16 protein-coding genes and 1 tRNA gene are annotated in these 23,565 nt (G+C 53.0%); 8 read left to right on the top strand and 9 right to left on the bottom strand.

Going from position 1 to position 23,565, the window contains the following annotated elements; all coding sequences use genetic code 11:
• Positions 1 to 786: 786 nt before the first annotated feature.
• Positions 787 to 1,749, bottom strand: a complete 963-nt coding sequence (locus tag SBL51_RS08190) for an AraC family transcriptional regulator (protein ID WP_317930410.1) — start codon at positions 1,747 to 1,749, stop codon at positions 787 to 789.
• Between the two features lie 105 nt (positions 1,750 to 1,854).
• Here SBL51_RS08190 and SBL51_RS08185 point away from each other — a divergent pair, with 105 nt between their 5' ends.
• Together SBL51_RS08185 and SBL51_RS08180 are read left to right on the top strand one after the other, a co-directional pair.
• The gene (locus tag SBL51_RS08185; RefSeq protein WP_317930409.1) at positions 1,855 to 2,886 is read left to right on the top strand and encodes an aromatic ring-hydroxylating dioxygenase subunit alpha; all 1,032 of its coding nucleotides are present in this window, start codon (positions 1,855 to 1,857) and stop codon (positions 2,884 to 2,886) included.
• A 479-nt stretch (positions 2,887 to 3,365) separates the two neighbouring features.
• On the top strand, positions 3,366 to 4,829 hold the full coding sequence (locus SBL51_RS08180; protein ID WP_317930408.1) for an NAD-dependent succinate-semialdehyde dehydrogenase: 1,464 nt from the start codon (positions 3,366 to 3,368) through the stop codon (positions 4,827 to 4,829).
• Between the two features lie 74 nt (positions 4,830 to 4,903).
• Here SBL51_RS08180 and SBL51_RS08175 read toward each other — a convergent pair whose 3' ends face one another.
• On the bottom strand, positions 4,904 to 5,731 hold the full coding sequence (locus SBL51_RS08175) for an acetoacetate decarboxylase family protein (protein ID WP_317930407.1): 828 nt from the start codon (positions 5,729 to 5,731) through the stop codon (positions 4,904 to 4,906).
• Positions 5,728 to 6,699 (bottom strand): VOC family protein, encoded by a 972-nt coding sequence (locus SBL51_RS08170; RefSeq protein WP_317930406.1) that lies wholly within the window; start codon positions 6,697 to 6,699, stop codon positions 5,728 to 5,730. Before SBL51_RS08170 ends, SBL51_RS08175 begins: the two co-directional genes overlap by 4 nt.
• A 316-nt stretch (positions 6,700 to 7,015) precedes the next feature.
• On the opposite strand from SBL51_RS08170, the gene SBL51_RS08165 reads away from it, so the two are divergent.
• The 3 genes from SBL51_RS08165 to SBL51_RS08155 all read left to right on the top strand — a co-directional run bounded on the left by SBL51_RS08165 (position 7,016) and on the right by SBL51_RS08155 (position 11,838).
• Positions 7,016 to 9,229: a TonB-dependent receptor gene (locus SBL51_RS08165; RefSeq protein ID WP_317930405.1), complete on the top strand. Its 2,214-nt coding sequence runs from the start codon at positions 7,016 to 7,018 to the stop codon at positions 9,227 to 9,229.
• Between the two features lie 251 nt (positions 9,230 to 9,480).
• Positions 9,481 to 10,320, top strand: a complete 840-nt coding sequence (locus SBL51_RS08160) for a fumarylacetoacetate hydrolase family protein (RefSeq protein WP_317930404.1) — start codon at positions 9,481 to 9,483, stop codon at positions 10,318 to 10,320.
• A 213-nt stretch (positions 10,321 to 10,533) separates the two neighbouring features.
• On the top strand, positions 10,534 to 11,838 hold the full coding sequence (locus tag SBL51_RS08155; RefSeq protein WP_317930403.1) for an MFS transporter: 1,305 nt from the start codon (positions 10,534 to 10,536) through the stop codon (positions 11,836 to 11,838).
• A 108-nt stretch (positions 11,839 to 11,946) separates the two neighbouring features.
• Here the strand turns inward: SBL51_RS08155 and SBL51_RS08150 are convergent, their stop codons facing one another.
• Entirely contained in the window at positions 11,947 to 12,648 is a 702-nt protein-coding gene (locus tag SBL51_RS08150) for a GntR family transcriptional regulator (RefSeq protein WP_317930402.1), read from the bottom strand.
• A 483-nt stretch (positions 12,649 to 13,131) separates the two neighbouring features.
• On the opposite strand from SBL51_RS08150, the gene SBL51_RS08145 reads away from it, so the two are divergent.
• From SBL51_RS08145 to fahA, 3 genes are all read left to right on the top strand, one after another.
• Positions 13,132 to 13,743, top strand: a complete 612-nt coding sequence (locus SBL51_RS08145; RefSeq protein ID WP_317930401.1) for a glutathione S-transferase family protein — start codon at positions 13,132 to 13,134, stop codon at positions 13,741 to 13,743.
• Positions 13,744 to 13,817: 74 nt separating this feature from the next.
• Complete coding sequence (locus SBL51_RS08140; RefSeq protein WP_317930400.1) at positions 13,818 to 15,392, top strand: bifunctional 3-(3-hydroxy-phenyl)propionate/3-hydroxycinnamic acid hydroxylase; 1,575 nt, start codon at positions 13,818 to 13,820, stop codon at positions 15,390 to 15,392.
• A 168-nt stretch (positions 15,393 to 15,560) separates the two neighbouring features.
• On the top strand, positions 15,561 to 16,922 hold the full coding sequence (gene fahA, locus SBL51_RS08135) for a fumarylacetoacetase (protein WP_317930581.1): 1,362 nt from the start codon (positions 15,561 to 15,563) through the stop codon (positions 16,920 to 16,922).
• An 899-nt stretch (positions 16,923 to 17,821) separates the two neighbouring features.
• Here fahA and SBL51_RS08130 read toward each other — a convergent pair.
• The 5 genes from SBL51_RS08130 to SBL51_RS08110 all read right to left on the bottom strand — a co-directional run bounded on the left by SBL51_RS08130 (position 17,822) and on the right by SBL51_RS08110 (position 23,480).
• On the bottom strand, positions 17,822 to 18,196 hold the full coding sequence (locus tag SBL51_RS08130) for a hypothetical protein (RefSeq protein WP_317930399.1): 375 nt from the start codon (positions 18,194 to 18,196) through the stop codon (positions 17,822 to 17,824).
• A gap of 413 nt (positions 18,197 to 18,609) precedes the next feature.
• A tRNA-Ile gene (locus SBL51_RS08125) sits at positions 18,610 to 18,686 on the bottom strand.
• Between the two features lie 210 nt (positions 18,687 to 18,896).
• Positions 18,897 to 20,828, bottom strand: a complete 1,932-nt coding sequence (gene rpoD, locus SBL51_RS08120; RefSeq protein ID WP_317930398.1) for an RNA polymerase sigma factor RpoD — start codon at positions 20,826 to 20,828, stop codon at positions 18,897 to 18,899.
• Positions 20,829 to 21,068: 240 nt separating this feature from the next.
• Positions 21,069 to 22,976: a DNA primase gene (gene dnaG, locus SBL51_RS08115; protein ID WP_317930397.1), complete on the bottom strand. Its 1,908-nt coding sequence runs from the start codon at positions 22,974 to 22,976 to the stop codon at positions 21,069 to 21,071.
• 54 nt (positions 22,977 to 23,030) lie between these two features.
• A complete protein-coding gene (locus tag SBL51_RS08110; RefSeq protein ID WP_317930396.1) occupies positions 23,031 to 23,480 on the bottom strand; it encodes a GatB/YqeY domain-containing protein in 450 nt (149 codons plus the stop codon).
• Positions 23,481 to 23,565 lie beyond the last annotated feature (85 nt).

Raw genomic sequence — 23,565 nt, 5'->3', positions numbered from 1 at the left:
CTTGTTTGTACCATCGCGAATACCTCCTTGGGCAATTAATTGTGGGAGGTGAGACGATGTTGGCATCCTCGTGTAAATCTGTCCCCGATGGGCATTAGGAGACATACGGTTTAGCCGCCCCGGTCAGAGCCACTCTGCTTGCGGGGCGGCTTTGGACGGTGTGGGAATGTAACAACTACGATGACTGAATTGTTGCAAAGAGAGTAGAGAAACAGGGTGTTGGCTTGAATGGTCAGTTGACAAATAGCCATACAAAAAAACTATCGGTTCCATTTTTGTGAGCCATTGGGATGCTAATAACGGCCGGACGGCGCATCGGAGTTTGTAATTGGAGCAGCGCCATAAGGGCGCATATTAACTCCAGGTTGAGTTTTGATGCGCCAGAATTGGCTGGTTGCGTGTATCGCTGTGCTGAGGCAGGCCACTATCAACAGGCTGAAAAGATCACAATGTGAGCGGGCGTTCAATATGCAGTAAACCCAGTCGCGATTGTAGATCTCCCCTGGAATTGTGTAATCAGAGGTAAGAATACAGGTGGCGGTGGTGTGCTCCGCAGAAGTTAATCAAACAGCCTAAGGCCAGTTTCAATTCGTGTGCGCAATTTAAGGCTGCATTCGTAATACCAAATCGCTGCGGTCGATCTGCCTCCAAGATTTATTGGTAAGTGCTTTCTGTTACAAACCTGAGCGCAGTAGCGCACCCAGTCTTTTTGAATTGGCAGTCAACGAACTATCCGATATTTCCAGTGTTGATGTTGTTGCTGATCCGTGGCGTAAAGCGCTTTGACTACAGAAGGCGACCCACGTGCCCGCGATGATTGGCCCGATATTGAGTCGGTGAGCACCCCATTAGGCGATTGAATGCATCTCTGAAGCGTCGTTCTGAGTGGTAGCCAAGCTCTTCGCTGATACGGCCGATACTTCGTGAGGTCTCGGTGAGTACACGCGTAGCAATATGAATACGACACTGGTGAACGTAGTCAATGGGGGAGCTGCCCACCAGCGCTGAAAATACCCGGCTGAAGGTGGAGCGCGCCATGGTCGCGATAGCGGCCATCTCTTGTAACTGCCAGTTGCGGGTGGGGCGGGCGTAAATTGCAGTCAGCACCTTGCGCACGCGTGGGTCATGGATGCCCAGTGGGGCGCTCATGGGGCGGGAAGCGCTGCGAATAAGGAACGCGCGCAGCATGCCGATGACCGTCAATTCCGCCAATCGGCTCGCCACGGCGGCGTATCCCGGGCTGTCATCGCTGGCGAGAAACTCGAGAGCCGGTTCAATGATGGTCAGCATTCCTTCGTTGTCTGCGTCCAGAACAATGAACTCCGGCAATTGCGACAGCAACGGATTAGACCGGCTGTGAGAGACCGTAAATGCCAGGCCCAGAATCGATGTGGTTGGCCCATCTCCTTCGACGGTTAAGCGAGAGGCTTGAGCGGGGGCAGCGAGGCCTATCTCTTCACGATACTGGTGGCCCGCCCAGGGTAGATCGGCCAGTGCTGTTGAGGCGGCGCCGTCGCGCGCGAGCAGTTCACACTGCCCGCCTTGCAGCGCCAACAGCGTTTGCCCTTGCTGCAATTCCAGAACTCCGGAACTTTCCGATTTGAGCAGGCATTGACCTGACGTCAAATGCAGACAATAGCCGGGAGAAAAATCGCACACGTTGATTCCCCAGTCGCCCGCCAGTGTCCAGCGAGAAATGATCCCCGACTCAATCTGCAGATGCGCTAAAAGGTGGCTGATGAGATCCATGGCTATCGTTGATAAAAACCGTCCGATTTATGATTATTTCCGGCGTATTTAGCTCTTGGTGGCTCAGTATAATAGAGGTTCGATTCAATCAAGAGAATTCTAATAATGAGATTTATTCGAAATGCCTGGTATGTGGCTGCCTTGTCTGATGAGGTCAGCGGGGAGGAACCTTTGGCTCGTCAGGTCATTGGTGATTTCCTGGTGCTTTACCGCGATGAGGACAATCGGGTGGTGGTGTTGAGCGATATGTGTCCCCATCGCTTTGCCCCCCTTTCCAAGGGCAAGGTGTGCGCCGGCAAGCTCCAATGCCCCTATCACGGCCTGCAGTTTGATGGCAGTGGACACTGTGTTGCCAACCCCCATGGCGATGGCCATATTCCGGCACGTGCGCAGGTAACGAACTATCCCGTAGAGGAGCGCTATGGCGCCGTTTGGGTGTGGATGGGGGATGCCGCCAGGGCGGACGCCAGCCTGATACCTGTCTCCGAGCATATGGATCCCACGGTCAGCTACGTTGGCTATGGGCAGATGGTTGTGCAGGGTAACTACCAACTTGAAAACGACAATATTCTGGACTTGTCACACATCGAGTTTGTGCACCCGTTTTTTTCATCGCCGGCCGTCAGCAAAGGTGAGGTTAGCCATGAGGTTGACGGTGATGCGGTCTGGTCGCGCAGAGATATTCACAACGATGAGACGCCACCAGAGTTTATCCGGCATGTTTTTGATGTGCCGGAGGGGCCGGTTGATCGATGGTTGCATGTCTACTGGCAGGCCCCGTCGTATATGAATCTGACCGCCGGTGGCGGCGTTGCGGGTACACCCCGTGAACAATGCCGGGTATCGCATCAGGTGCACTGGTTTACACCGGAAACCGAAATAACAACTCGCTACTACTTTGCGGTAGCAGTGCCTCGGGCATTAGGCTCCCAGGGCCAAGAGATGGCCGACCAGCAGGTGCAGTCTCTTTATCAGCCTTTCGAGCAGGAAGACAAACCACTAATTGAAGCTCAGCAGGCCAGGATTGGTGAGCGGGACCTGAGTGAATTAAAACCCATCATTCTCTCTGTGGATGGTGCCGGGGCGGCGGCCAGAAGAGTAATCCTCCGGAAGCTTGAGCAGGAGAACGCGACCTAGGCTTCCTGTTTTCGCCTGTCCAACCTCCATTCTCGTGGATCGTCAAAAATATAGGGTTTAGGGCTGATTCGGCCCCGCGGGCTACGCCGCGTAGCGATAGAAAAGAAGTAAGGCATCGGGAGGGAGGGTGTTAGTGGCACCCTGCTGGCCCAGGGCTGCTATCGCTTGCTTGATGCACCCGGTATTCCAATCTCCCATAACTATCTCCACTTCTGTAACAGACTTCTGTGCGCATCGATGTTCCCCCGAGGTGAAGTGATCCGTCCGCATAAAATATATTATATTGATAAAAATATATATTTGTGGAGAATGTCACCAGCGTTGAACGTAAGCGCTATAGCGTCTGCGAGATTGGTGTATGGCCAGGTGAAAGACCGCGTTCGATAAGTTGCTGTTGCTGGAGGAATGCTCTGGTTGTGAGTGCCCGCCAGGTACGGCATGGGTTGTAAAAATGCTCTTTGCTGAAGGCGTAAATTGAGATGCTGAATTTGAATCGACCGGATCTGTTGCGCAGTGAGTCGTATATTGACGGGGAGTGGGTATCCTCGGTCGCTGGCAGCACGCTGTTGGTCAGCAACCCGGCAACGGGGCAAAGCCTGGCAGAGGTTGCCAGCCTCGGCGCCGAAGAGACCCGGCGCGCCATTGACGCGGCCGAGCGGGCGATGTCCGATTGGCGGGGCCGCCCGGCCAAGGAGCGGGCTAAATTACTGCGCAATTGGTACAACCTGATGATGGCGCATCAGGACGACTTGGCAGTGATCATCACAGCCGAACAGGGCAAACCACTGGCCGAGGCGAAATCAGAAATTGCCTATGGCGCCGCCTATATAGAGTGGTTTGCCGAAGAGGCCAAGCGCGTTTATGGCGACATCATTCCTGCCCCCGCAGCAGACCGCCGCCTTTTGGTGATTAAACAGCCCGTGGGGGTGGTGGCCGCCATTACTCCCTGGAATTTTCCCAATGCGATGATCACGCGCAAGGCCGCTCCAGCACTGGCGGCTGGCTGTACGTTTGTCTGTAAGCCCGCCGCGGAGACGCCACTGTCTGCCTTGGCGATTGCGGTGTTGGCGGAAGAGGCGGGTATACCCAAGGGCGTGTTCAATGTGGTGGTGGGTGAGAACGCGCGCGAAATCGGCGCCGAGATGACCGGCAACCCGGTGGTTAAAAAGCTCACCTTCACCGGGTCCACCCCGGTTGGCAAGGTGTTGCTGGAACAGTGCGCTGCGACGGTGAAAAAAACCTCCATGGAGTTGGGCGGTAATGCGCCTTTTATTGTGTTCGATGATGCTGATTTGGATAAGGCGGTGGCGGGGGCGATGGCCTCAAAATACCGCAACGCCGGGCAAACCTGCGTTTGTACCAACCGTATGCTCGTTCAGGAGGGTGTCTACGATACCTTCGCTGAAAAGCTGACCGCCGCAGTAAGAGCGCTCAGGGTTGGTGATGGCTTTGTTAACGGTGTAACCATTGGTCCGCTGGTGAGCTCCAAGGCGGTGCGCAACGTGCAAAGTCTGGTTCAAGATGCCATAGCCCTGGGGGCAGAAGTGCTGTTGGGTGGCCACCCGGGCGATTTCGGTGCCTGTTTTTACGAGCCAACCGTACTATCCCAGGTCACTCGCGACATGCGGATCTTTAAGGAGGAGATATTCGGCCCGGTGGCATCGTTGGTTAAGTTCTCCACTGAGGAAGAGGCTATTGCTCTGGCAAATGATACTGATTTTGGGCTGGCCTCTTATATCTACGCTCGCGATCTTGGCCGGGTGTGGCGTGTGAGTGAGGGGTTGGAGTACGGTATCGTCGGTATTAACGAAGGGCTAATATCGAATGAGATGGCGCCCTTTGGCGGCGTGAAGGAGTCGGGCTCGGGCCGAGAGGGATCGAAATACGGAATAGAAGACTATCTGGAGATCAAATACCTCTGTATGGGGGGATTGGATAGATGATTCGCAGTCTCGTTCTGCGTTGATTTGTTAGCCCCCTCGTTGGGGGGCTGGGTAAACAAATGGGTGAGCCGGTTTTACCGCTTCTGGCCCACCATACGCTGGTTGCTCAGGTCGCCTTTGCCGCGAGCTTTGAGAAGGGATGCGCCGCGTATTTCAAATACCGGTAGTGCCGACAGGACGTTGACTATCTGGAACATGGTCGGCATTTGCTCAAAACTTGCTTCATTGAAGGCGAACTCCGCCGAGCCGGTTTGATAGAGGTCGACTTTTACCGGCAGGGTCGGAGTTGGGCTTAGCATGACCCGTGCGCGTTCTTCGTGCGGCGTACCTGGCTCCAAGGGTGGCATATAGTAGTAGTGCAAAACGCCGTCGGATTTTGGCAGCTTGGCCGGGGTGGCATCGGTAAGCTCGGAGAGCTTTAAGCGGAAGAATTCGTGGCCGTCCCAGCTTGCGCGGCAGATTCGGCTGTTGCCCACAGTCATTGGCTCGGGTAACTCGCAGTAGAGTTTGTTAAAGCCCAACTCTTCGCGCCCACTGAGTATCGGCTCGGGCCGATTTTCCCAGAGCACGGTAAGCAGGGGGCCGTGCAGAACTTCATCACCACCCTCGAAGATTACCGGTAGCTTGACCCCCAGCATCGAATAGGAGCGACCTGCTAACCAGGCGAGGTCGTGCAAAATTGTGTGCTCCACTGTTACCACCGGCTCGCCATTGAGTGTAAACCCCTCCGGCAGCAGTGACATCAGTTGAGCGGCATCGGAAAGGAATTGCACAGAGGTAACCGTGAAAGGGGCGTTGCTGCCATCAAATTGCTCTCCGTTTGGGCCTTGGCGGGGGGACACCGAGGGGCCAAACATGACGGGCATGCGATAGCGGGATGCGGAATCGAACTTAAAGCTCATTTCATGGACTCCTTTACCTCATGCAGCCAGGGACAGTTGGGAGCTTGTACCCCGCGCTGGGCAAGGTCCAGCCGCTGATTGAAAAGGTTTTTGCGCCGGTCATCGTCGGGTGCCATGTAGAGTCGGTCGTGCCCCCATAAGCTCGGCCCATCGAACATTTCATGGGGCTGCCAGGTGTCGGGATCGATAACCAGCCCGCCAAAGCCGCTCTCCACAAAGAAGTTGGAAGGGGAGTGGGTGTAAAAACTCTGCATGTAATCGTTGGTGTGGCGGCCGAGGGTGAAGGCGAGGCGTCCTGCCTCGGTCGCCGCTATGTCATAACCCTGGCCCATGTCATCGAGCAAGTTGTATTCAACCATAAAGTGGTGGAAGCCTTGCGAGCCTATGCCGGCCATGGCGAAAGAGTGGTGACGGGCATTGCAGTGGAAGAAGTAGATGGGAAAGGGGGTGCGTATATAGTCTGAAACTTTGAAGCCTAGTAACTCGGTGTAAAACGGAATGAGCGCGTCCACATTGGCGGAATTCAGCACGGCATGGCCCATGCCCATGGCACCGGTTTTGAAGCCGCTCATTGTGCGGCCGGGCAGGAACGGATCAGTTGTGATCTGAGGGCCGTAGAAAACTTCGATTAGGTTGTTTTCAGGGTCTCGAAAGCGAATCAACTGGGTGACGAAGCGCTCATCTGCCAGCGCCTGTGGTGCCACTTCTACCGCGACTCCCGCGTTCTCCAGCCTGGAAGCCAATGCACCGAGTGCCATTGCATTGGGGACTTCCCAACCCATGAATCCCAAACCGTCATTCTCTGCGCCGGTAACAACGAGGCGCTGCTTGCGGTCGTCCATCCTGAACGCTCGCGTCGAGGCACCGCTATCTATCTGTTGCATGCCCAAGAGTTTGGTCGCATAGCTTGACCATTCGTCGATCCGAGCCGAATTGATACCTATGTATCCAAGCGAACTAATTTCCACGTCTAATTCCCCATTTATAACTTTGCCTCAAGTCGAAGGTGAAGCTAAGGCGTTGCTGGTGTTCTCAATAGCATTTTTCAGCCCCCCGGCTGGCAATCTACCGAGCTGTATCAGCTTATTAATAACTCGCTGAATAGGAGCCACTTCGACGGTTGGGTGATGATTGCGCATAGTAGCGTGACGTTTGATAGTTTTCCATAAAATATATAATCTTGACAATAATATATTTTTCTTCAAGAATGCCCGGGAAGCTTAAATTGAGCATTGCCAAGGGTGCTCATGTGAAATTTACAAATAATAAGATCGGGAGAAAAAAGTGACTGCCCAAATAAGCTATCCAGAAAACAACCCGGTGCGTGCGACGCGCGTCACCTGCTCACTGCTTGCTCTTAGTGTTGCGAGTGCCGTAATGGCCGGTGTCGCACAGGCAGAGCCAGCCGCCACCAGTTCACGAGCGGCGAATGCCTTCCTTGAAGAGGTGGTCGTTCAGGCGACCAAAAAGTCTGACGGCCAGGCGCTTCAGGATGCCCCGTTGTCGGTCAGCGCGATGACGGGTGACCAGATTGAGGCGCGCCAGATTCTGGATCTAAAGCAGCTTGGCTTCACCGCGCCCAATGTGATTTTGGAGGATATCGGTACCTTTAAAGGTACAGCCAATTTCTCTATTCGCGGTATGGGGGTTAACTCTTCCATTCCATCCATCGAGCCAACAGTCGGTACTTTTATCGATGGCATATATCTGGGGGTTAGTCAGGGGGTTATCACTGACTTCTACGACCTCGAGGGGGTTGAGGTTCTACGCGGGCCGCAGGGCCTTCTCTTCGGTAGGAACGTCACCGGTGGTGCGGTGTTGATCACTACCTCGCACCCCACTGATGAGTTCACCTGGTCAGGTAAAACTTCCTATGAATCGGGCAACCAGTACACGGTAGCAAGCCGGGTTTCCGGCCCGCTGGTTGAGGGCCGTTTGAATGGCAAATTGTCTGTCTATTATTCCGATGACTCCGGTTGGTTCCAGAATGAGTACGACGGCAGTGATGTCGGTGCATCGGAAACGCTTGTGGTGCGTCCGGCCCTTGAGTGGATGCCCACTGACTCGTCCGATGTTCTGCTGCGTTATGAGCACGGTGACGTAGATGGCGACGGCGCTGTTCCTCAGGACCAAAGCGATCCGTCACTTACTGGGTTTAAGGTGAGATATGATGAGGTTGGCTACAACAAGGTTGAATGGGATCAATTCACTGTCGAAGCAAACGTTGATGTCGGCTTTGGTGACGGCACCATTACCAATATCGCCGGTTGGCGTGCTCTGGATGTTGATAATAGAAATGATGTCGATGCTACCGCAACGCCATTCCTGGATTTCTTCACCGTTATTAACCAGGAGCAGTTTAGTAATGAATTACGCTACGAAGGCAGCTTTTTTAATTGGTTGGACCTTACTGTTGGTGCCTACTACTTTACCCAGGAAATCGATAGCCTGGGGCGCCGCATAATCGGTGGGGGTGCAATAGACGACCACAACTTTGGTGGTGTGGTTGATGTGGATACCTATGCGGTGTTCTCTCAAGGCGACATCGCGATTACCGATTACGTAACCCTCAACCTTGGGGTGCGCTACACCAAAGACAAAAAATCTGCCGATGTCGCGAGCCCTGGTCATCTTTGTGATTTCGACTCTGGCTCCGCAAAAAGCTGCGACTTTGATTTTTCTGATAGCCATACGTGGGATAGCGTAACGCCCAAAATTGGTTTTGGTTGGGCCGCCTCGGAAGAGCTTAATGTTTATGGTTTTTACACCAAAGGTTTTCGTTCCGGTGGTTATAACGTCCGTGGCGCTAACGTCCTGACGAACCCACCAGGCCCTTTCGACCAGGAGACTATGGACTCCTTTGAACTTGGGACCAAGTGGCAAACCAGTGACAGGCATCTTACGGTCAACGGTGCGCTTTTCCATAACGCAGTTAAGGACCTTCAGCGTTCCGTAAATATTCCTGACACCGCTGTGGGTACGATCCAAACCATCGGTAACCCCGCAGACGCAACCATCATGGGCTTTGATCTCGATGTGGTTTTGGTTGCCTCTGACAGCCTGGTTCTCACTGGTTTTCTTGGCTATGTCGATGGCAGTTATGACGCGGTGCACGCTGACATGACCGGTGACGGCGTTATTGATTCTACCGATCTTGGTCTCGATTTACCGCGCTTGGCTCCCTGGTCATACGGTGTGGGCGCCGTCTATACAACATATCTGTTCAGCAGTACCGAGTTGTCCATTGCCTCTAACTTCGCGCACCGCGATGCGACTGAATTTAATGAGAATAATACTGGCGAACTGCATGGTGCTGACATGCTTAGCGGCAGCGTTAGTCTCTCTTTCAATGATGGCCGCACACAGCTCTCGCTGTTCGGCAGGAATCTATTGGATGAGGTGACCGAAGGTGCCGCATCGAATCTGCCGACCGGTGGTGTATTTGCGCCAATCAACGAAGGCCGCGTTTTCGGTTTAGAGTTAAAAATATCTAACTAATTTTGTAGAAAGATTTCGTCGCAAAGTGATTTCTAACGATTAAAGAAAGCTTGTAAACGTTGCGATGTATAGCTAAGGGCTTTCAGTTTTTGCAGGAACGCTTTGTAGCGAACAGTTTTTTATGAATAGGTTTTTGGCTCGAAATGAATGTCAATCAATGCGCCTCTCGCGAATAGTGAGGGCGTATGCCCAACCATTGAAAGCTGTACAGACGAATCACTCAGGCAATCAAACTAAATAGGTGTCAAACCATGTATCTCGTGTCTTTTTTACGTCCCGATGGGTCTGCCTCATACGGTACTACAGACGGAACAACTATCCATGACTTTGGGGCAGAGTTGGGTCATGAATTCAAAGATCTTCGCGCCGTTATCGCTGGTGGGGCCGTGGAAAAAATGAAAGGAGAGGCGCCGACGTTTTCGTTGACTGATGTTACTCTTCTGCCACCTATCCCCAACCCTGATAAAATTCTCTGCATTGGCATGAACTACATGAGTCATATCAAAGAGACGGGACGAGACAAGCCGAAATTCCCATCGATTTTTACTCGTTATCCATCTTCAATTGTTGGTCATGGTGTGCCCTTGGTTCGCCCTAAGGCGAGCGATAAATTTGATTACGAGGGCGAGTTGGCGGTGATCATTGGTAAGACATGTCGGCATGTGCCAGAATCTGAAGCATTCGACGTGATTGCGGGGTACACCTGCTTTAATGATGGTTCCATTCGGGATTACCAAATTCATACCTCTCAGTTTTGGCCAGGTAAAAGTTTCGAGGCTTCAGGTTCTATGGGACCATGGCTGGTGACTCGCGATGAAGTAGCTGATATTGGCCTGGAAACGTTAACCACTTATATCAACGGCAATGTTGAACAGCAGGCAAAGATCAATGATCTGGCGATTACCATTCCTGAGATGATCGCTTATATCTCGACCGTTATTACCCTGTCACCTGGTGATGTTATTGCAACCGGTACTCCCGGCGGCGTTGGTCGCTTCCGTGAACCGCAGCTCTATCTTGAGCCTGGTATGACCGCCGACGTTGAAGTTACCGGCATTGGCACTTTGTCAAATAGCATTGTGGATGAATAATTTTTTCCCGGAAGCTTCAGCGTGTAGTATGACCGTTATTCGAATAGTGATGGGAGATCCCCTGAATTGCCAGGGGGTCTTTCGGGGTGCTGAAGGTGAAAAATTCTGACGGCTTCGTCTATCGCTACTTAAATAACCTTGGCATTTGGCCATGTTGCTCTGCTTCGTAGCGGTTGTCTGACTAACATATTGGGTGCGTGGAAAACGATGACTATGTTACAGAAGGTGACTATGCAGGAAAAGGCGATTCAAGATGGGCAGTCTACCAATGCCTATAGAAATTATGTACTCATAGTTCTGACGGCGATTTACGCATTTAATTTTCTCGATCGTCAAATGTTGGTAATACTGCAGGAGTCGATTAAATCCGATCTGCGGCTGTCGGATACCCAGTTGGGAATGTTGAGTGGCTTTGCCTTTGCAATGATGTATGTGAGTGCGGGGATTCCCATCGCTTACCTGGCGGACCGCAGGAATCGAACGAATATAGTCTCACTTTCGTTGTGTGCCTGGAGTGGCTTTACTGCGCTATCGGGCATGGCGCAAAATTTTATTCATTTGCTTATGGCCCGTGTTGGGGTGGCCCTTGGCGAAGCCGGCGGCAGCCCGCCATCGCATTCTATATTAAGTGATTATTTCCCGGTCAAGCATCGCGCAAAAGCGCTCGGAATTTATACTATGGGTGTAAATTTGGGTGTTTTTCTGGGGTACCTGTGTGGTGGCATGCTGGCCGAGAAGATAGGTTGGCGGGGCACTTTTATTGTGGTTGGTATTCCAGGAATTTTTCTTGCCCTGCTGCTGAAAACTACCATAAAAGAACCCAGTAGGGGCGATGCCGCTCAATCCTCCAGTCCAACATTATCTCAAACCATTGGCATTCTAAAGCAGCGGCCTTCCTTCTGGTTTTTAGGTTTCGGTGCCGGGTTTCTATCGTTTACCTATTATGGGGTGGGTAATTTCTTGCCCTCCTTTCTGATCCGCTCGCACTCTATGGATGTTGCCGAGGCCGGTGCGGTTCTCTCGGTTGTTGTCGGTATCTCTGGCGCCGTAGGTACGCTACTGGGAGGTGTGGTTGCGGATCGTCTCGGCCATCGGGATAAGCGCTGGTATTTTGGTGTTTGTCTCTGTTCCTCGCTACTGACTATTCCTATGTTGATGCTGGCGATAGTTTCTAGTAACGCTACCCTGGCCCTGGTATTTGTTAGTGCTGGTACGCTTTTCGGTGCGTCATATCTAGGTGTGATGTTTGCCGCTGGCCATTTTCTTGTGCCCTCACGGATGCGAGCGACGGTTTCCGCACTACTGCTGTTTATGTCGAGTGTGATCGGCTTAGGTTTTGGGCCGCTTTTCGCCGGGTTTATTAGCGACTTGACTGCGGCCAGTAGGGGGGGCGAGAGTTTACGTCATGGTCTGTTGCTGACTTCTGCGGTAGGGATTTTGAGCTCGGTTTTCTTCTCATTGGCGTTGATTAAGTCGGGAAAAGATATGGAGCGACAACAACAGAGCGGTGAGTGTTGAAGTTGAGCTTCCAGCTCACCGGTTCAATGTGTGTCTAGGTAAATGGCCTGCGTTAATGCTTGCGGTGGGATTCAAAAGGGGAGTTGATTGGGTGTGCAGCAAGCAATCTTAAACGCTGGGTACATCTTCAAGCGTAGGTAGAATGAATTCTGTTGTGCTCCTTAAGTGGTTGGTTAGTTCCTTGACAGCTTTGTCAGCATCTCGCTGAAGCGTTGCTTCGCCAATAGCTTTATGTTCAGCGTTAACGTCACGATTACCGTAAGAGATGACATAGGAGAGTCTGCGGTAGCGGCTTGATTGTTCATCGAGCATGTGTCGGAGTTCAAGCAGGCGCGAGCTATTGCAGGCCGATGCAATGGCGTTGTGAAATTTGTTGTGGGCATTACGCCAGTGCTCGTTTTTCTCATGATCTGAGTCGGCTAGCTTGGGTAGGTCGAGATTGAGCAGTACATGCATTGCACTGATGACGCGGGACTCCCACTCGATATCACCCAGGGCGATAGAGCGGCGCAGAGTGATAGATTCAATCTCTATTCTGGCTTCGGTTAGATCGATCAAATCACTTTTAGAGACCGGTGCGACTGAATAGCCGCGCCGTGATTGTGGGACCACAAGATGCTCAGCAGAGAGTTTGGCTAACGCTTCTCTAACCGTTCCGAGGCTTGCACCATAGGCGATACACAGTTCGTTAATTTTCAGTTTAACGCCGGGCATCAATTTGCAGTAGATGATGTCTGAACGCAGTTGCTGATAGACGCGATCAGTTTGCGTTGGTGTTGAAGCATTGCTTGAAATGGTTGCGTAAGACATTCTGAGTGGTTATCCCATATCAACCGTGCAGTCTGTGCGTTTCAAATTCATCTGACCGCCGCGGTCTCTCTTGATAGTATATTTAGTCTACAAATATATATTATTCCTGTCAGTATATATACCAAAATTTTCAATTCTATAAGTGCATGTTGCTTGCTGATAGCGGCGGAATGAGGTGTTCGATCCTGGAATATAGATATAGTGATACCCAATTACAGCGGTAATTTTCATTTGGCAAAGATATCATAAAGGGCAATATAATAAATTATAGTTGTAAAAATATATTATTTTGAGGATACTGCAGCAATACGATTTTGATGAACCGCCAAGGGGTATTCATTTGAATTCTTTTGCATCGTTAGGTTATCGGTCGCGTTTGACCCCTGGCTGGGGGTTCTTGTTGGGGTTAGTTTTTAGAGCCACTGAACTTGATTGGCCGGTCGAGTTTGGTCGCTCTATTTTTACCGCTACGAGACTAACGAAATGATGCGATTGATGCATAGTCCTGGCGCCTGCTCGGAGGGAATATTGTTGCTGCTGGAGGAGGTTGACGCCCCATTCGAAGTGGAGTTAATCGACCTTAAAAGCGGTGCTCAAAACTCCGTGCAGTTCCGACAGGTCAACCCTAAGGGTAAGGTGCCGGCGTTGCAGCGTGAGGATGGCTCGGTTTTGACCGAATTTACCGCTATTGCCTTCTGGCTGGCTCGTAGGTTTCCTGAAGCTGAGTTGATGGGCAGTAGTCTGGAGGCTCAGGCTCGCACTTTGGAGTTGGTGGATTTTATTGTCGCTAGCATACACATGCGAGGCTTTACGTTTTTCAAAGTCCCACACAAGTTTTCCCCCACGCCTGACGTGCAGTCTGCAATTGCAGCCCATGGCAGGGCTGCAGCGTCCGCAGGGCTTACATTGCTCTCTGAGCACTTGGGTGTGCAGGACTACCTATTGGGCGCGTTCACGATTGCCGACGCTGCAGCCTGGTATGTGCTGCGTTGGGCGATAGCCGACGAAATGGATCTACCTGAAAACCTGATGCAACTGTATGCCCGCATTGAAAAACGTCGAGCAAGAAATAATAAGAGCATTGGTAATACATAAAATAAGAGTGTGCAGAGCTTTCAGCTGCTGCATGTTGGTCGACCGGTAGCATTCGCCGGGGAGGAGATAAAAATATGTTAGAAATTCCAGAGAGTATTCCTGTCGTAATCATTGGTGCGGGCCCCACGGGCTTAACTACAGGCCTGCTGCTGGCGCGTTATGGTGTGTCGTCGGTTATCCTTGAGCGAAGCGACGTACCACTTGATATGCCTCGAGCCATCGTACTTGATGATGAGGGTGCTCGGACTCTTCAGGTATTCGATGCGGATCAAAGTTACGTTGCGCAGACGCTGGTTGGTGATGGTGCAGAGTACATTGGTGACGATGGCGTTCAGTTTGGTCGTGTTGGTACCGGGCCTGAGACTTACGGCTTTGCCAAACGTTTTTTTATCAATCAACCTGAAATGGAAACCGCACTGCGTGACAAAATAGCAGAGAGCCCACTCTGCGAACTCTATTTCTCTCGCGAAGTGACGGAGTTAAGTGAGCACTCTGATCACATTGCGGTGTCTTACACCAACCCTCAAGGGGAACTGCACAATATTCAAGCGCAATACGTTGTCGCGGCGGATGGCGGACGCAGTCCAACACGTGATCGGTTAGGTATTAAGGTTATTGGCTCGACCTACGAGCAGGATTGGATCGTAATTGATACGTTAAACGATCCCGACGAAACAAATTACTCCCATTTCTACTGTTCCAATGAGCGGCCTCACGTGTCAATTCCCGCTCCTCATGGCGGCCGACGTTATGAGTTTATGTTGCTGCCGGGAGAGACCCATGACGATGCACTGGAAGACGAGTTTGTGGCTCGCCTTTTGGCTCCATTCCGTGAGATATCGCAGGCAGATATCGTGCGCAAAACTATTTATACGTTCCATGCCCGAATCGCCGAACGCTGGCGAGAAGGGAGAATTTTGCTGGCAGGAGATGCTGCCCACCTGACGCCACCGTTTGCTGGCCAGGGTATGAATGCCGGGCTGCGCGATGCGTTGAATCTCAGTTGGAAGTTAGCTTCGGTAATCCGTGGGAACACTTCATCGGCCATTCTCGACAGCTATGACGATGAACGCCGCCAACCGGCTTGGGCGATGATTCAGTTAGCTGTTGTGATGGGCGATATTGTAATGCCCATCGACCAGGGCCAGCTGGCTTTCAGAAAGCAGCTTTTAAACGCGCTGGCACCATTCCCCGCTGTGCAGGATTACCTGCTGAATATGAAGTTTAAGCCGCGCCCACGATTCAACACAGGGTTGTTTGTAGGGCTTGATGATGGTGATCTGGAAGCTTCGCTGGTAGGAGAAATGATCCCGCAGCCGGATCTCCTTTTTGAAGGGGAGTCCCGCAAGCTCGACAGTTTACTGGGGCCAGGCTTTGCGCTGATTGCGCAAGACGCTATTGGTGCAGAAGCACTCGCTGCGTTTGAGGAAACTGAACTTCTCGGACTTTCTCTGGAGCGTGTTTTTATTCCATACCGTGATGCCAAAGGCCCATTACCAGCAGCGCACTGCAGCGATACCCGGGTCAAACTGCTACGGACTCATCGCGACCAGGTGTTGCTCATCCGCCCGGATCGTTACTGTGCCGCTGCGTTTGCGCCCGAGGAACTGGTTGAGGGGCTGCGTTTATATAAAGCATTGTTTGCTTAGGTAGATCATGCGTTTCTGGTGGCGGCAATTGATCCGAAGAAGCCTATTCGGATGGAACTGGTTTACTCACTCGCCTCCATCATAAATGGAAAGGCTGATTTCGTGGGTGGGATCGCCGCCAGGCGAATGCGCATGTGTAATGCAATCAAAGCGGGTTTCGACGGTGTAATGAGTACTATAAATGAAACTCACAATCCTCAACTAAAGAGCTGGCTGGCGACGGCAAACCTGGCGGAATGTGATTTTCCGATTCAAAATTTGCCTTTTGCGGAGTTCCGTCGTGCGGGTTCGAAGGAGTCGTTTCGGGGCGGGGTGGCCATTGGCGATCAAATTGTGGATCTCGCCGCCCTCAATCACTCTGGCCTTTTTCAGGGGTTGGATCAAAAGGGGTTGGATCAAAAGGGATTGGATCAACAGGGATTGGTGCAACAGGCATTGGCAGCCGCTGCTCAACCCACGCTCAATCAGTTTATGGCCATGGGGCAGACTGCCTGCTCAGCGCTGAGACAAGTGTTGTCACGTGCCTTGGCTGAAGCAGCGCCGGATCAAGATGCAGTAGCAGGTTGTCTGGTCCCTCAGAGTGAAGCCGAATACAGTCTGCCTTGTGATATTGGTGATTACACGGATTTTTACACATCGCTACACCACGCAAGCAATGTAGGAAGCCTGTTTCGGCCAGATAACCCGTTACTGCCGAATTACAAATGGGTGCCGATTGGCTATCACGGGCGAGCGTCATCCATTGGTGTCTCAGGGCAAACTTTTCATCGCCCCAAAGGACAGCTGTGGGATTCAGCTTCAGAAGCTCCGATATTTGGGCCTTGTAAACGTCTGGATCATGAGCTTGAGCTCGGTTTTTTTATTGGTGTTGGCAACAAGTTAGGTTCGCCTATCCCTATTGAGAGTGCAGAAGATCACTTGTTTGGTGTCTGCCTGTTTAACGATTGGTCTGCCCGCGATATACAGAGCTGGGAATACCAGCCACTTGGACCTTTTCTCGCAAAGAACTTCGCATCCACTATTTCCCCGTGGTTGGTAACCATGGAGGCTCTGGCACCTTACCGGGCTGAGTTCAGCCGGCCGTCGAGCGATCCGCAGCCGCTGCCGTACCTTACCTCCGAGAAGAACAGTGCCCTGGGCTGTATCGACATTAAGCTTCAAGTGTTACTGCAAACCGAGACAATGCGTGTTGCAGGATCGCCGCCAGAACAAATTGCTATGACGAATTTCGTTCACTCTTATTGGACGGTTGCACAACTGGTTGCGCACCATACTGTTAATGGCTGCAATTTAAGACCGGGTGATCTTTTCGGTAGTGGCACTCAGTCCGGGCCCGAATTGGAAGAGGCTGGTTCAATGCTGGAATTATCCAATAGTGGCAAGCGACTAATTACGCTGAAAAATGGCGAAAAACGCACTTTTATAGAGGATGGCGACACACTGATTCTACGTGGCTATTGTATCAATGACAGCGGTATTCGGATTGGTTTGGGGGAAGTGAGTAGTACTGTCTTGCCGGCACTGGTCTGACTGCTGTTGCTAATAAATCAACATATTTGCCTTTATTGCTATGTGGGGGCGCCGGTTGCCGTGGTCAACATGATTAGTCCCTCTGGGCACATAATCGATTGTTACGACCTGGCGGCGATGGTGGATCTCTCCTGCCAATAGGAACTGAGGGACTCAGGTTTACTCCTGGTAAATGAGGGGCGCCTAGTCCGGGCGTGACTCCTCGATATAAAGCGTTATGCAATAGACCAGGTTACCAGCGAAGCGCTCTAGCTCATTGACCGAAGGCCAAGCCTTTTGGCTGCCCACGAATTAAAAAGCCTGCCGCCTCGAAAATCTCTGGGCAGTACTCTCGATCCTTAGCTAGGTAAACTTTTTTAACATGGTTTTATGCCGAATAAAAATGGAACTATTTTTCCACCTGGCCGCAGGGCGTTAGCAAAAAATACTAATTGCCTAAACCAAAATCGATGTTAGCACCACGCTTCAGAAAACTTTCTGGAGCCGCTGGCCAGCAGTGAGTGTACATGCCAAGAGACGCGGAAATTATTACCCTCAAACATCTAAGTGTACCACTCTGTGGATATTCGAAAATCTGGGGGCAAATTCAAAAAATAGAATGGCCTTTAAGGTGTTAGCCTTAAAGGTCTCCTCGTGATGGCCCGGCAGGGTGGCGCGAACGTATTTGGCAACGACCGCTATGCTCACCTCGCAAGTTAATTGAACCTGCCTGAGGGTTGTTTCGGCCGGGTTGTCGCGTACCTCCTGTACGCGACGAAAAGCTGCTTTCGCAGTACTAAATCTTTCCCGGCGATCTGGTGGGGAGTGCGCCGAGTCGCGGGTTGGTGGGGTGTCCTCACTGCGATTCATCCTTATCCATCAGATGAGCCGGCCCTCACTAACTTCTTGTTAAGATTTTCCTACTTCCATTTATAGACCACGCCATTATAGCGTCGTGGTTCCCGCCCCATTTCACCCTCGACTAAAACAACTTCACCGTTGGCGCCCTGACTAATCAGATGCAGTCGCCAGGTCTTGGGGCCACTTTGATGATAGTATCCTCTGCCGGTGGTGGGAGTGGATTTTCCTTCTTGGTTCATTGTCACACCTACCCAATCGGCCTTTCCTCCCTCAGAGCCGGGTCCAAAAGCGCGAAGGGTCATAGTGCCCACAACTTCGCCCAGGTTAGGTGCTTGGCCCTCGACATTTATCTTTGTGCCTTCCTCAAGTGATTCAGAGAAAGTGGCACTGTTGATGTTTAACGAAAACTCACCTATTGCATTGCTGAAAGCCATTTTCCTTCTCCTTTTTTCAATAAAAAAGAAGCCTCGCGCTATTACTTCTTAACGCTTGCGTCGATTTTATGCTTACTTTTGGGGGGGAGCATCTAATAACTGATCCGAGATTAGACAGTTCTAACCTAAGTCAGGTGTTACTTAATCAACGTTAATATATGGTGTGCGGAGAGAGGTGGTGAAGATGTGGTGGGCCCAGCAGGAGTTAATCGAATCAGCCTAAGGGCTGTTCGGCCCAGCAGGAGTTAATCGAATCAGCCTAAGGGCTGCTTCGACCCTAGCGGGCTGCGCCGCTGTGCGGCTTGTTGGTGAATGCTGTCGCATTCACTGGAACCTGGGCGCTTTAACGAACAAGTCCCGCAAAACCCACCAAGCAAAAAAAAGCCCCCCATTTCGGGAGGCTGTTTTTTGCTTGGTGGGCCCAGCAGGACTTGAACCTGCGACCTGCCGATTATGAGTCGGATGCTCTAACCAACTGAGCTATAGGCCCGAAAACTTGATCTTTTAGTGTTTGGCTGGGTCGTATGCTCGTTTCGCTCAGTCATGTACTTGTATGTACACGCCTTCACGCCACTGCGCGGCTCCTTGCCGATCACTAAAGCTACTGCGTTTTAAACCGGCGCCGGCTGACTGCTGCCGACTGAGGGCCGCATTATAGTGCGGCCCCGTTTTTTAGCAAATTCCTTATTCGTCTCTTTCCTTATTCGTCCAGGAAGCTGCGCAGGTGATCGGAGCGGGAGGGGTGGCGCAGTTTACGCAACGCCTTGGCTTCGATTTGACGAATACGTTCACGGGTTACGTCGAACTGTTTGCCCACCTCTTCCAGGGTGTGGTCGGTGTTCATATCGATACCAAAGCGCATGCGCAGTACTTTCGCTTCCCGGGCAGTGAGGCCGGCGAGCACTTCGCGGGTGGCTTCGGTCAGGCCCTGGCCGGTGGCGGTGTCGACAGGCGAATGCACGGTGGTGTCTTCGATAAAGTCGCCCAGATGCGAATCTTCGTCGTCGCCGATAGGCGTCTCCATGGAGATAGGCTCTTTGGCGATCTTCAGCACTTTGCGGATTTTGTCCTCGGGCATATCCATGCGTTCACCCAGCTCTTCCGGGGTAGGTTCGCGGCCCATCTCCTGCAGCATTTGCCGGGAGATACGATTGAGTTTGTTGATGGTCTCAATCATGTGCACCGGAATACGGATGGTGCGTGCCTGGTCGGCGATGGAGCGGGTAATCGCCTGACGAATCCACCAGGTGGCGTAGGTGGAGAACTTGTAGCCGCGACGGTATTCAAACTTGTCGACCGCTTTCATCAGGCCGATGTTGCCCTCTTGGATCAGATCCAGGAACTGCAGACCGCGGTTGGTGTACTTTTTGGCGATAGAGATCACCAGGCGCAGGTTGGCCTCGACCATCTCTTTCTTCGCCCGGCGCGCACGTGCCTCACCGATGGACATGCGGCGGTTGATCTCTTTAATGGTGGGCAGCGTCAGGCCGGTTTCGGCTTCAATCTGGCCCAGTTTGCGCTGGGAGCGCATGATGTCGGTCTGCAGCGGGCGCAGGGTTTCCGAGTAGTCGCGTTTTTTGCTGACGATTTCGGGAATCCAGCTCTCTTCGGTTTCGTTGCCGGGGAACTCTTTCATGAAGGTTTTGCGCGGCATTTTGCCCTTGCGCACACACAGGTTCATGATGTTGCGCTCTTCTTTGCGCACGCGTTCTAGTACGTTGCGTACGTAGTTGTAGAGCGGGTCGAACTGGCGTGGTGGCAGCTTGAAGAATTTGAATATGTCGCCGAGCTCTTCCAGAGCCTGGGTGGCTTGTTTGCTACCGCGGCCATGTTTGTCGAGGGCGGTGCTGGCTTTGTGCAGCTGATCTTTGAGTGAACCGAAGCGGGCAGCGGCCTCTTCTGGGTCTACGCCAGAGATGCCATCGTCGTCGTCGTCGGAGGAGTCCTCTTCGTCTTCCTCTTCGTCGTCGCTGTCGGACTCCGCTTTGGCGGCACCGGCTTTATCGCCAGTGGCTTTGTCGCCGCTGGCTTTGGCAGCTTCCGCGTCTTCTTCTTCGTCGTCGCTATCGTCTGCGCTTTGCTCGGTCACCACTTCGGCAGCGGGGACGTCTTCGGTTGGATCGAGCCAGCCGGAGATAACATCGGCCAGGCGACGCTCCTCTTTACTGACCAGGGCGTATTCGTCCACCACATGGGAGACGGTGCCAGGCCAGAAGGCGAGGGCGTGCATCAGTTCGCGCACGCCCTCTTCAATGCGTTTGGCGATGGCGATTTCGCCTTCACGGGTGAGCAGCTCGACGGTACCCATCTCGCGCATGTACATGCGCACCGGGTCGGTGGTGCGGCCAGCTTCGGTCTCTACCGCTGCCAGGGCAGCGGCGGCTTCAGCGGCGGCGATTTCGTCGGTGGAGGAGTCGCCATCGGACATGATCAACTGGTCGGCATCGGGTGCTGTTTCAAACACCTGAATGCCCATGTCGTTGATCATTTGAATAATCTCTTCGACCTGGTCTGGATCAGAAATATCGTCGGGAAGGTGGTCGTTTACCTCTGAGTAGGTCAGGAAACCCTGTTCTTTTCCGCGAGAGATGAGTTCTTTAATGCGAGACTGTTGCTGGGTATCTTCGGTCATTCTTAACCTTGTCAAAAACCAGTGATTGCGAAGAGCGTAAACGCTCAATTATAACTTCTATATGGCGCCAGGTGCTATGAAATCAAGCCGGGCGGCAGTTTGATGGCGGCGGCTGGTTGCATGGTGTAACCCTCATATTTGGCGGCGTTGCCGTCGCCGTAAACCTTAGACGAGCGAAACTCGATTTAGGTGCTGTATTTTGCCGAGTGGCGCACGTTTCTACCAAAAAGTGCCGGTTTATTACTCTCCATGGCCTTGGAGTTTGTCGCGTAGAATTTGTTCTACCAGCTGACGTCGCTCTTCCCGGCTGAGCTCTTTGACCATGCTCGATTGCAGCTTTTCCAGATTCTCCTGGCGGCGCAGTGCCTGTTGCCGCTTGCTCACCTGCTGCAGGCAGGCAGCGAACTCGCCATTGGCGTCGTAGGCAACCCGATCACCGGCGCTGGCCAGCATATCCTCGGCTACCAGGGAGGCGAGCTCTTCGGTCTCCTGGGCGCCGCGGGTGGCGCGCCAATACCCCAGAATACGGTTGATGGAGTAGTGAGGCCGGGCTTGCAACAGCTCGAAGATGGCGCGAAAGCGCTCCAGATCCTGGTTGTCGGTGGCGCTAATGCTCTTCCAGTTGACGGCTTGTTGCGCCAGGGCCGGGTGTTGCAATAGCAGTGCGCTCAGTCGTTTTTCCGGTGTCAATCTAAATAAGCTCTTGTGTGTTTCCGCCGCCGGCCGCAGGTGACGTCTGGGTGCCGGGGCTGCCGCCTCCGGTTGGCTGGGGGCAGCGGGTTCTCTGACTATAGGCACGGGCTCGGGTGCCAGCGCGGTCAGCTCTTTAATGGTTTCCGCGCTCAGGTCGGTGCGCTTGGCCAGCAGGCCAAACATCAGCTCCCGGTAGACGCCGGGTGGCAGCCGGTTGATCAGCGGCGCTGCCCGTTTACTCATCTTCGCCCGCCCCTCCATGGAGTTGATGTTGAGGTCGGTAGAGACCGAGTCAAACAGGAACTCCTCGAGAGGAATGGCGCCGTTTACCAGTGTTTCGAACCGCTCCTGGCCTATCTGGCGTACCAGGGTGTCTGGGTCTTCACCCTCGGGCAGGAACAGAAACTTCACTGCCCGGCCATCACTCATGGCCGGCAGGCTGTTTTCCAGTGCCCGGCGGGCCGCTGAGCGCCCGGCCTTGTCGCCATCGAAGCAGAACACCACTTCCGAGGTGTGCTTGAAGGCGAGATTCAGGTGCTCTTCACCACAGGCGGTACCAAGGGTGGCTACCGCGTAATGGATGCCAAACTGGGCCAGTGCCACCACGTCCATATAGCCTTCCACTACCAACAGCCGCTCGAGTTTTGGCAGCTTTTGCTTGGCGGCCCACAATCCGTACAGCTCCCGGCCCTTGTGAAACACGTCGGTTTCCGGAGAGTTGAGGTACTTGGGCTGCGACTTGGTGGCGGCGGTCTGCTCGAGCATGCGGCCACCAAAGCCAATCACCCGCCCGCGCGTGTTCTGGATTGGGAACATGATGCGGTGGCGGAAGCGGTCGTATTGGCGACCGTTATCCGGGTTGGCTATCGCCAGACCGGCATCCTGGGCCAGCTTAAACACCTGTGCCGGGCTCAACCCCGGATGCTGTTCGGCCAGGTATTTGAGCAGCCCGTCCCAGCCGGGTGGTGCCAGGCCTAAATTAAATTCTTTGACGACTTCGGCACTGAGCCCGCGCTTGCGCAGGTAGCCGGCTGCTTCGGCCCGGGCCGGGTGCCGTCTTAGCTGGCTTTGGAAGAAGACGCTGGTCTGTTCCAAAACCTGGTAAATCTGTTTGCGCCGTTTTTCGGCGGCCTCAGCCGCTGGGCTGCGTTCCGTCTCTTCGGGAACGGTGACGCCGGCGATTTTGGCCAGGCTTTCGATGGCATCGCGAAAGCTCAGGCGCTCATAATCCATGACAAAACCCAGGGCGTTACCACTGGCGCCGCAACCAAAGCAGTAGTAGAACTGCTTTTCCGGGCTGACGGTAAACGAGGGTGTTTTTTCGTCGTGAAATGGGCAGCAGGCTGAGTAGTTTTTCCCCGAACGTTTGAGTTTGACCCGGCTGTCGACAATATCGACGATATCTAACCGGTCCATCAGGTCATCGATAAACGCTTGCGGTATTCGTCCACTCATGGCGCCTAAGACTCTGGCCCGACGGGGCGGCAACAGCTGCCCCAGGTTTAGGTGTTACCCCAGTTTTTGTTTTACCAGCTTGCTGACCTCGCCCATATCGGCCCGGCCTTGCACCTGGGGCTTAACCAGGCCCATGACTTTACCCATCTCCTGTGGCGATTGGGCGCCGCTGTCGGCGATAGCCTGGCTGACGATGGTGTCTATTTCGGCCGGTGTCAGGGCTTGTGGCAGGAAGTCGGCAATGACGTCTATCTCGCCCTGCTCAATGTCGGCCAGGTCGGTACGACCGGCGTCCTGATATTGCTTGAGGGAGTCGCGCCGTTGCTTGGTCATTTTATCGAGAACAACCAATATGCGGGCATCATCGAGCTCGATACGTTCATCGACCTCAATGCGTTTGAATTCGGCTTGGATCATGCGCAGGGTGGCCAAACGCTCTTTTGCTTTGCTGCGCATGGCCTCTTTGACGGCTTCTTTGACGCGGCTGTAGAGTTCTGCAGTCATACCTGGACTCCGTTTGGTGTTGGCTCACGTTTGGGCCTGGGCCGCGTGCATGGCCCAGAGATACCAAAGCCCCGGCCGTTGGGCA

The organism is Halioxenophilus sp. WMMB6 (assembly GCF_033283405.1).
Taxonomy (GTDB): Bacteria; Pseudomonadota; Gammaproteobacteria; order Pseudomonadales; family Cellvibrionaceae; genus Halioxenophilus.
Note: the sequence above shows the minus strand (reverse complement) of the source record. Positions and strands in the feature narration are given on the sequence as shown.

Bases quoted from the DNA above. Each gene is read 5' to 3' on its own strand.
- dnaG (WP_317930397.1), bottom strand. From the start codon at position 22,976: ATGAGTGGACGAATACCGCAAGCGTTTATCGATGACCTGATGGACCGG.
- SBL51_RS08140 (WP_317930400.1), top strand. From the start codon at position 13,818: ATGTTAGAAATTCCAGAGAGTATTCCTGTCGTAATCATTGGTGCGGGC.
- SBL51_RS08145 (WP_317930401.1), top strand. From the start codon at position 13,132: ATGATGCGATTGATGCATAGTCCTGGCGCCTGCTCGGAGGGAATATTG.
- SBL51_RS08175 (WP_317930407.1), bottom strand. From the start codon at position 5,731: ATGAGCTTTAAGTTCGATTCCGCATCCCGCTATCGCATGCCCGTCATG.
- SBL51_RS08155 (WP_317930403.1), top strand. From the start codon at position 10,534: ATGTTACAGAAGGTGACTATGCAGGAAAAGGCGATTCAAGATGGGCAG.
- SBL51_RS08150 (WP_317930402.1), bottom strand. From the start codon at position 12,648: ATGTCTTACGCAACCATTTCAAGCAATGCTTCAACACCAACGCAAACT.
- fahA (WP_317930581.1), top strand. From the start codon at position 15,561: ATGAGTACTATAAATGAAACTCACAATCCTCAACTAAAGAGCTGGCTG.
- SBL51_RS08190 (WP_317930410.1), bottom strand. From the start codon at position 1,749: ATGGATCTCATCAGCCACCTTTTAGCGCATCTGCAGATTGAGTCGGGG.
- SBL51_RS08130 (WP_317930399.1), bottom strand. From the start codon at position 18,196: ATGGCTTTCAGCAATGCAATAGGTGAGTTTTCGTTAAACATCAACAGT.
- rpoD (WP_317930398.1), bottom strand. From the start codon at position 20,828: ATGACCGAAGATACCCAGCAACAGTCTCGCATTAAAGAACTCATCTCT.
- SBL51_RS08185 (WP_317930409.1), top strand. From the start codon at position 1,855: ATGAGATTTATTCGAAATGCCTGGTATGTGGCTGCCTTGTCTGATGAG.
- SBL51_RS08160 (WP_317930404.1), top strand. From the start codon at position 9,481: ATGTATCTCGTGTCTTTTTTACGTCCCGATGGGTCTGCCTCATACGGT.
- SBL51_RS08180 (WP_317930408.1), top strand. From the start codon at position 3,366: ATGCTGAATTTGAATCGACCGGATCTGTTGCGCAGTGAGTCGTATATT.
- SBL51_RS08110 (WP_317930396.1), bottom strand. From the start codon at position 23,480: ATGACTGCAGAACTCTACAGCCGCGTCAAAGAAGCCGTCAAAGAGGCC.